General features: G+C 44.1%; 9 protein-coding genes and 1 pseudogene. 2 read left to right on the forward strand and 8 right to left on the reverse strand.

The genetic code is table 11. From position 1 onward, the window contains the following. Both ACP45E_RS11160 and ACP45E_RS11165 read left to right on the forward strand, forming a co-directional pair. The coding region (locus tag ACP45E_RS11160; RefSeq protein ID WP_069585019.1) for a sodium-dependent transporter at positions 1–1,148 on the forward strand (1,148 nt) is incomplete at its 5' end. A 2-nt stretch (positions 1,149–1,150) separates the two neighbouring features. After that, positions 1,151–1,246, forward strand: a complete 96-nt coding sequence (locus ACP45E_RS11165) for a MetS family NSS transporter small subunit (protein WP_017034046.1) — start codon at positions 1,151–1,153, stop codon at positions 1,244–1,246. 75 nt (positions 1,247–1,321) lie between these two features. Here ACP45E_RS11165 and ACP45E_RS11170 read toward each other — a convergent pair. The 8 genes and pseudogenes from ACP45E_RS11170 to ACP45E_RS11205 all read right to left on the reverse strand — a co-directional run. Beyond that, positions 1,322–1,729: pseudogene (locus ACP45E_RS11170) on the reverse strand (hypothetical protein). Positions 1,730–1,910: 181 nt separating this feature from the next. Further along, positions 1,911–3,344 (reverse strand): PTS glucose transporter subunit IIBC, encoded by a 1,434-nt coding sequence (gene ptsG / locus ACP45E_RS11175; RefSeq protein ID WP_017036963.1) that lies wholly within the window; start codon positions 3,342–3,344, stop codon positions 1,911–1,913. A gap of 441 nt (positions 3,345–3,785) precedes the next feature. After that, a complete protein-coding gene (locus ACP45E_RS11180) occupies positions 3,786–4,553 on the reverse strand; it encodes a TatD family hydrolase (RefSeq protein ID WP_017034049.1) in 768 nt (255 codons plus the stop codon). Next, positions 4,544–5,506, reverse strand: a complete 963-nt coding sequence (gene holB, locus ACP45E_RS11185; protein ID WP_017036964.1) for a DNA polymerase III subunit delta' — start codon at positions 5,504–5,506, stop codon at positions 4,544–4,546. Before holB ends, ACP45E_RS11180 begins: the two co-directional genes overlap by 10 nt. A 1-nt stretch (position 5,507) precedes the next feature. Further along, the gene (gene tmk / locus ACP45E_RS11190; RefSeq protein WP_017034051.1) at positions 5,508–6,143 is read right to left on the reverse strand and encodes a dTMP kinase; all 636 of its coding nucleotides are present in this window, start codon (positions 6,141–6,143) and stop codon (positions 5,508–5,510) included. After that, entirely contained in the window at positions 6,140–7,156 is a 1,017-nt protein-coding gene (gene mltG, locus ACP45E_RS11195; protein WP_017036965.1) for an endolytic transglycosylase MltG, read from the reverse strand. The genes tmk and mltG overlap by 4 nt, the downstream gene beginning before the upstream one ends. Next, entirely contained in the window at positions 7,153–7,956 is an 804-nt protein-coding gene (pabC, locus tag ACP45E_RS11200; RefSeq protein WP_017036966.1) for an aminodeoxychorismate lyase, read from the reverse strand. Before pabC ends, mltG begins: the two co-directional genes overlap by 4 nt. Before the next feature lie 81 nt (positions 7,957–8,037). Continuing rightward, on the reverse strand, positions 8,038–8,751 hold a 714-nt coding region (locus ACP45E_RS11205; protein WP_141707301.1), incomplete at its 5' end, for a beta-ketoacyl-ACP synthase II.

Raw genomic sequence — 8,751 nt, forward strand, 5'->3', positions numbered from 1 at the left:
ACCGCTCTTCCGATCTGTCTTTCACACAGAGCTGGGGAACGGATACGAACGCGTACTTCTTCAGTGAATACCTGAAACTGGGTGATAATTCCCCTTCTAATCTGGGTTCTATTCAGTGGAAGATCGCAGCGGCTATGCTTATTGCCTGGGCTGTGACCTACGCTGCTATCGTTGGCGGTGTAAAATCAGGCATTGAGCGAGCAGCCAAGATAATGATGCCAGTGCTATTTATTATGGTTATCTTATTGATTGGCCGTATGATCTTCCTTCCAGGTGCGCTTAACGGTGTGAACTATCTGTTTGAACCTGACTTCAGCAAGATATGGGATCTGAAAGTTTGGGCAGCAGCATACGGACAGATATTCTTTACGTTGAGCATCGGCTTTGCCATCATGCTTGCCTACTCAAGCTACTTACCAGAGAAGTCCGACATCAATAACAATGCCTTTATGACGGTATTGATCAACTGTGGTTTCTCGATCCTTGCTGGTATCATGATTTTCTCAATTTTGGGTTACATGGCACACGAACAAGGAAAAGAGCTCACTGACGTCGTATCTGCAGGGGTGGGACTTGCGTTTGTAACTCTACCAGCAGCAATCAACGAGCTGCCTGCACCATACATTTTCGGCCCGCTATTATTCCTAGCATTAACGATTGCAGGCTTAAGCTCGCACATATCAATCATTGAGGCGGTCACTTCAGCTATCATTGACAAGCTTAATTGGGGTCGTAAAAAAGCCGCTACCGTTGTTTGTGGTGTTGGTGCCGTTGTTTCACTGGCGTTCGCGACTAACGGCGGATTACTGCTTCTTGATTTAGTGGATTACTTCACGAATAACATCGGTATTGTTGTTAGCTGTTTTGTTGAATTGTTGCTAATGGTTTGGGTATTCAAGATCTCTAACGTACGCAGCTACGTGAATAAAGTATCCGACTTTGAAGTGGGTAGATGGTTTGACATTTGTCTACGCTTCATCAGCCCAGCAATTCTGGCGGTGATTGTATTCAATACATTAAAAACAACCTTGGCTGAAGGCTATGGTGGGTACGCTCAATCTGATCTATTACTACTGGGCTGGGGCTTGCTAGCTCTGCTATTTGTCGGTGGCGTTATCATTAACCTAACAAGCAAGAAGGAAGCTTAATTATGACGACGAGTGCAATTATCATGATGGTACTGGGTTTAGGCATTACGTGGGGCGGAGCTATTTATTGTATCCGTCGAGCGATGAATAAACAGTAACCCTAATCCAAATAAGAAAAGCCAGCTTGAATGCTGGCTTTTTTGTATATAAAACCATACTGTTGGCTGTCACAATTAGAACGCGTATTTGATACCCACAGCAGCACCAATTTGAAGTTCGGGGCTTTTATAAAGGTTTAATTCCGGGTGCACTTGTGCGTACATATCCCAACCTTTTGGTAACTCTACACTCAAGCCTAAAGGCACACGTACACCGAAGTCATGCTCCCACTCTCCCCAAGCGCCGGCACCAACATACCAAGACAGTGGTGAATCAGATTCAAAAACACCACGTTCGATGATGTAGTCAAATGCCGCCCCTGTATTACCAATGGTAAAACGATATTAACTGTCGAGCTCAACGACGACGCTCAGTTGCTGGTCGACAGCCATACCAACAGAAAAATGAGTGGGACTAGATGCTTCCTCTGAATATGAAGAGAAAGAAGCAACAAGAGTAAAGAAAGGAATAAGCTTTTTCATCAGGTTCTCCAGAAATAATCCACGCATTCTATTCTGAATCAAACCAACAGTGTCAGGGCAAAGTTAATGCGGTATCCAAACCAATGGTAAACGAACGCGTCATCAAGGAATGGCAAAGGAAAGGAGCAAATAGCAATAAAAAAAGGAGGCCGAAGCCTCCTTATATCATCAGTATGTGGGATTAACCGTTAGAGCGAATCCACTCATCCATATCTGTTTTAAGGTTATCTGATTTAGTACCAAAGATAGCTTGAACACCACCAGATACAACCACAACACCAGCGGCGCCAAGTTGCTTAAGTTTGTCTTGATCAACAATCTCTGTATCTGCAACAGAAACACGTAGACGAGTGATACAAGCGTCTAAGTTTGTAATGTTAGCTTTACCACCGAATGCAGCGACAAGTTCACCTGCTAGTTCAGAACCCGTTGCAGTGCTTGCAGCCTCAGCAGACTCATCTTCACGACCCGGTGTTTTTAGATCCATCGCCTTGATCACTGCGCGGAATACTACGTAGTAAATAACAGCGTAAACCAGACCTAGACCAACCATTAATAGCATGTTCTGTGCATTACCAGACAGTACTGTAAAGTCAATCAAACCGTGTGAGAACGACGTACCGTGAACAATGCCAAACGTGTTAGTTAGGAAGAATGCAGAACCCGCTAGTAGAGCGTGAATAGCGTAAAGCACTGGCGCTACGAATAGGAAAGAGAATTCAATTGGTTCAGTAATACCTGTTAGGAATGACGTCAGTGCAGCAGAAGCCATGATACCCATTACTTTAGCGCGGTTCTCTGGTTTAGCAGAGTGAGCGATAGCAATAGCAGCGGCTGGTAGACCAAACATCTTAAACATGTAACCACCGGCTAGTTGACCAAAGCCATTACCAGCAGCACGAGTGGCGTCATCAGCAACGAGGTAACAAGTAAGAACACCAGTTTGAGCTTCACCAGCAGCATTTACACAGCTACCTGCTTCAAAGAAGAATGGTACGTTCCAAACGTGGTGTAAACCAAATGGGATAAGTGAACGTTCAACAATGCCGTAAATACCAAATGCCACTTGTGGGTTTTGGTCCGCCGCCCAATGAGAGAAAGAAGCGATCGCTGAACCAATTGGTGGCCATACGATAGAAAGAACAATAGCAAGACCAATCGCTGAGAAGCCAGTAATGATCGGCACAGCACGCTTACCAGCGAAGAAACCCAGATATTCAGGTAATTGAATTTTGAAGAATCGGTTAAATGACCATGCAGCCAAACCACCGACCAAAATACCGCCTAGAACACCCGTATCAATGCTCTCGACACCCATTACGCCAGCCATAACACTTAATGTTGCTGTCATGATGCCGTACCCTACGATTGCAGCAAGACCAGCTACACCGTCATTATTTGTAAAGCCAAGTGCTACACCAACGGCAAAAAGCAGTGCCATTTGACCAAACACTGAACCACCAGCTTGTTCCATTAAACTAGAAACGATCTCTGGAAGAAAACTTAGATTGGCAGCACCCACCCCAAGTAGGATACCTGCAACCGGTAAAACTGATACTGGCAGCATCAGCGATTTACCGACTTTCTGCAAGTTAGCAAAAAGGTTCTTAAACATAATTGTGCTCCTGAATGATTATTAGAATTTTTGGGCGCTAACTGCATACCCCCGTAGCTTTGATGTTAGCACCTACGATAATGTAACCGTGTGTTACATTATATTTTTCGCCTCTAAATATATATTGATGTGTCTCATACTTTCTATACGGTTACGAAATTTAGTTTCAAAACATTAAATGGGTCACAGTCGGCGACACACCGAAAAACTGCATTATCAAAACTAACCTATTGATATAAATGAAAATAGCGTTAACTAGTATTAATTTCACTAAGTAAATAAAATAGCGCCCATTGTTATTTTATGTAACAAAATTACAATTTGACCAATCAAGTCGTTAATTTCAACAAATTTCGTGAACTTGATGTTTTGCGTGACAAATATCACTTTTAAGAAAAGAAAAAAAGAGCCAAAGCTCTTTTCTTGACCAACTATCAGTTTCTATCGCAAAAAAAGATCCGAGAAGTTTTCGGTTGTTTTATGACCAACCTCAGATAAAGACAACCCTTTAAGCTGTGCAATGTAGGCCGCGACTTCAACAACGTAAGCGGGCTGGTTCTCTTTCCCCCGGTGAGGAATGGGTGCTAAATAAGGTGAATCTGTCTCAATCAACAGTCTTTCAAGAGGCAGCGATTTCACGACCTCTTTAAGTTCTTTAGCTTGGCGAAAGGTGACAATGCCCGATATAGAAATGTAAAAGCCCAGATCCATGGCCGCTTCCGCAAACGGCAAATCTTCTGTAAAACAGTGGATCACTCCGCCACAACGTTCGGCGTTTCCTTCTTTTAAAATCGCAAGCGTATCCTCCCGAGCATTACGAGTATGGATAATAAGCGGTTTATTGAGATCAACGCCCAATTCTACTTGTTGAGCAAAGCGCAATTTCTGCAAATCCGCGGTTTCAGGTTTGTAGTGATAGTCCAGACCGGTCTCCCCAATAGCCACCACTTTTTCATGACGAGCGTACTCATGCAAAATATCCAATGCAAAGTCACTTTCAACATCTAAGGGGTGGACACCACAAGATGCATGAACGTGATCATAAGGGAGAATCATTTCCATCATTTTAGGAAATGAATCTAAGGTCACACCAACAGACAATAACTGTGTCACATTGGCTTGTTTTGCCTTTTCAAGTACATCTTCAATGCCTGAATGGAGCTCATCATAATCAAGCTTGTCTAAATGGCAGTGGGAATCTACAAACATACTTCCTCATTAAATTTTATTAACCAATCGGAAATCATTAACTCGTGATTAAGACCTGGAAACGTTTTCAACTGAGTCATTAACGCGCTAAGGCGTAAACTTTGCTGATAGAGTAAATCATAGCTCATATGCTTCGAAAGCTCGTTAGCAACAGGGCTAAGTGATGGCTCGGCAACCTCAAAATGAGCTTTCTGCGCCTCACAAAGAAGTAACCAAAGCCATTGCAATCTTTCCTGAGAGCCATCATTCAAGTAGCCATTTAACGTTAAGAAACTGTCTTGCCCCTTTGCCAGCGCTAACATTGCGTCTTCTATTTGCGTATAACTTTTTAAGTGTCCATCTTTAATAAACGCTTCAAGCCTTAGAGGGGCGTTATCATTCAAATGGGCAACATAATTCGGCACGGATTGCTTTAAACGATCAGAAACCCACGCAGATGCTACTTCAGAGCTTGGGGCTTTCACATTCCACTGCTGACATCGGCTGACGATGGTTGGCAGTAATTGTTCTTTACGCTGTGTGATTAACAAGAATAGACAGTTACTCGCTGAGGATTCTAATGTCTTTAGCAATGCATTTGCCGCCGATTCATTCATCGCCTCAGCTGGCTGTATAATGAACAAACGAAAGCCGGAGAGTTGCGAAGATTCCTGAGCTTGTCGATTGCATTGGCGTATTTGATCGACAGAAATACTTTTGCCTTCTTTTTCAGGAACAATGTAATGAAGATCAGGGTGATTGGATGACTGCATCAAGCTACAACTATGGCAGAACCCGCAAGCCAGGGACTTGTCATTACTGCACATTAAAGCGTCACTAAACCTTTTTACCAGCTGATCAACACCTAGCCCTTCTTGAGCGCAGAGTAATGTCGCGTTAGTAAAGTGATCACTTTGCAGGTTTCTCTGCCAATGTTGCCAAATATCATCTAACCAAGGATAAAGCGCATTCATGTTATGAATTCTCTTCTAACCAAAACATCAGTGCCGATTTTATGTCTTCGGCAACTTGCTCTATATTCTGTTCGGCATTAATGACAGAGACCGTTTTATCATGGCTTGCGATTTCTAGGTACTTCGATCTTGTTCGGTCGAAGAACTCAATATTCATTTTTTCTATTCTATCGAGCTCGCCCCGACCTCTCGCTCGTTCTAAACCAACACGGGGATCAAGATCCAGATACAAGGTAAAGTCCGGCTTGAAGCCTGCCAGGGTTGTTTCTTTTAACGCGTTCATCGTTGCTGATGGTATTTGTCGCCCTCCCCCCTGATAAGCTTGTGAGGACATGTCATGACGATCACCTACCACCCACTTACCCTCATTCAACGCAGGCTTAATGACATTTTCCACTAACTGCACTCGAGCTGCGTACATGAGAAGTAACTCGGTCATATCTTGGAGCTTTTCACCTTGATGCTCTTCTTTCACTAAGGCTCTCATTTTTTCCGCCAGTACGGTGCCACCAGGCTCGCGTGTCTGAACTAACTCAGTGATACCCGCTTGATGCAAGGTTTCTAATATCGCACTGATCGCGGTACTTTTTCCCGCGCCTTCTAGCCCTTCGACAACAATAAATTTTGCTTGATTCATTTTTGGCTTCTTATCTCTTTTAAATAGGCCCTAACGGCTGTGTTGTGGTCTTTTAAGTTTTTAGAAAACACATGACCACCTTTTCCACTCGCTACAAAGTATAAATAGTTACTGTCTTCAGGGTTTAGAGCCGCTTTTATTGATGCGCGACCTGCCATTGCGATCGGTGTGGGCGGTAGTCCAAAAATAGTATAGGTATTGTATGGCGTTGGGGTTCTTAACCCTTTTTTACCAATCACTCCCTTGTAGCTATCCCCCATTCCGTAAATAACGGTCGGATCCGTCTGAAGACGCATTCGCTTGTTGAGGCGGTTTATGAAAACCGCGGAGACGCGCTCACGCTCTGACGCCACCGCGGTCTCTTTCTCGATAATTGACGCGAGAATCAATGCCTCATAGGGTGACTCTAGCGGGAGACCAGATTGCTTGAGTTGCCATTCCTCATCCAATACTTCCCCAAGCTTGCGATAAGCTCTCTTTAAAATATCAAGATCCGTTGTTCCGAGTGTATAGTTATAGGTTTCAGCAAGCATCAGACCTTCCAGCTTTTGATGTTCACTGCCTATCAAAGCGGCGATATCTTCTTCTGAGAGATCCACGATTGTCTGTTCTAAGTTCTTATCTTCGGCCAACGTCGTTCGCCACTCGTCAAAGCGTGTGCCTTCAACAAAAGTAATCGAGAATTGATGTTCCTTACCTTCTGTCAAAAAGACAAGCGTCTGACGCAAACTTTTTTCTGGAAGTAACTGGAATGTACCGGCACGAATTTGAGTCAATTCCGGGTAGAAACGACGCACTAACGGCGTAAACGGACTTTCTTCTATCCACTGCTGATTGACAAACTGGTTCAGTACGCCATTGAAGCTACTGCCAGATTGAACGGTAAAAATCTGTTCAGATCGAAGGGATAGTGGTTGATCTAGGTAGGCATCAACTTCACTGGTCATGTAAAAAAAGGCACCCGTAGCCATAGCGAATAGGATACACAATAAAATGAATAGCTTTTTAATCACGAACGAAAAATCTCCTGAAAGTCTCGGGTCTTTAACCCAATAGGGTATAGATTATCTCTCAATTTTATCACTGGAATGACGGTACAAATCGAATTAGTCATGAATATCTCGTCAGCTCGATCAAGATCCTGTTGAGTAAAATCGCCAATCTGGACAGGAATCCCTCTTTCTTGGGCACGCTCAATAATAAGCTGCCGCATCACTCCTGCTACCCCACTATTTGCCAATGACGGAGTATATAGCGTCTCACCTGTCACCCAAAATAGATTGGCCATTGTGGTTTCTATCACATAATCATGAATATTTAGGACAACGCCATCCACCAAGCCTTGCTCATCCATATCTCGCTTAGTCAGCACTTGCTCTAGACGATTGTTATGTTTATGCCCAGCAAGGACAGGATTAATACCGAGTCGATGTGCACACACTCCCAACTCTATGCCATGCTTGGCCCAATCTTGATAGTGTTCAGGGTAACTGAATGTACTAATCACGATATTAGGCGCTGATACTTCATTGGGGCTATAACCTCGGCCGCCCGTTCCACGAGTAATATTCAGTCGAAGGCCCGCTAATCTAGACTTTAACGCTGCCTCATCCAACCACTTATGTACTTGCTTCCAGTTCGGCTGCTCTATGAATAATTGATCCAAGCAACGCTGCATCCTTTGTTGGTGCTGTTGCCAATGCTTTATCTTACCTTGGCGAGTAAGGATGGTAGTAAAACAACCGTCACCATATTGAAAAGAGCGATCGGTCAATGAAATCGTGTCGCAAGGCAGTCCATTTACCCAAAACATTCTATCTTCCTAAAAAAAGAAACGGCTTAATGCTAAGCATCAAGCCGTTTCAATACAAGTCAATTTAAGACTTTCGGTTTGCTAGATCTTCTTAAAGATCAAACAACCATTAGTACCACCGAAACCAAATGAGTTACACGCAGCGTATTCCATGACCACTTCACGAGCAGTATGTGGTACGAGGTCGATCTCTAGATCGTCTTCTGGGTCGTCAAGGTTAATCGTTGGAGGAACGATCTGATCTTGCAAAGATAAAGCCGTAATAATTGCTTCAACCGAACCTGCTGCACCTAGAAGGTGTCCAGTCATCGATTTAGTAGAAGAAACCAATACTTGCTTTGAGCCTGCTTCACCTAGCGCACGTTTGATGCCTTTAATTTCAGCAACATCACCCGCTGGAGTAGAAGTACCGTGGGCATTGACGTAGCCAATCTGCTCACCAGAGATGCCAGCATCACGCATTGCGGCTTCCATCGCGAGTGCTCCACCTGAACCATCTTCACTTGGTGACGTCATGTGATACGCATCACCCGACATACCAAAGCCAACCAGTTCAGCGTAAATCTTCGCGCCACGTGCTTTCGCATGTTCATACTCTTCCAGAACCATCATGCCAGCACCATCACCAAGCACAAAACCATCACGGCCTTTATCCCATGGACGAGACGCTTTTTCTGGCTCTTCGTTACGAGTTGAAAGCGCTTTAGCTGCACCAAAACCAGCCATACCGAGTGGTGTAGAGGCTTTTTCTGATCCGCCGGCTAACATCGCGTCTGCATCACCATAAGCGGTCAT

This window comes from Vibrio genomosp. F10 str. 9ZD137, assembly GCF_049974785.1.
Taxonomy (GTDB): domain Bacteria; phylum Pseudomonadota; class Gammaproteobacteria; order Enterobacterales; family Vibrionaceae; genus Vibrio.

Bases quoted from the DNA above. Each gene is read 5' to 3' on its own strand.
- ptsG (WP_017036963.1), bottom strand. From the start codon at position 3,344: ATGTTTAAGAACCTTTTTGCTAACTTGCAGAAAGTCGGTAAATCGCTG.
- holB (WP_017036964.1), bottom strand. From the start codon at position 5,506: ATGAATGCGCTTTATCCTTGGTTAGATGATATTTGGCAACATTGGCAG.
- ACP45E_RS11180 (WP_017034049.1), bottom strand. From the start codon at position 4,553: ATGTTTGTAGATTCCCACTGCCATTTAGACAAGCTTGATTATGATGAG.
- tmk (WP_017034051.1), bottom strand. From the start codon at position 6,143: ATGAATCAAGCAAAATTTATTGTTGTCGAAGGGCTAGAAGGCGCGGGA.
- ACP45E_RS11165 (WP_017034046.1), top strand. From the start codon at position 1,151: ATGACGACGAGTGCAATTATCATGATGGTACTGGGTTTAGGCATTACG.
- pabC (WP_017036966.1), bottom strand. From the start codon at position 7,956: ATGTTTTGGGTAAATGGACTGCCTTGCGACACGATTTCATTGACCGAT.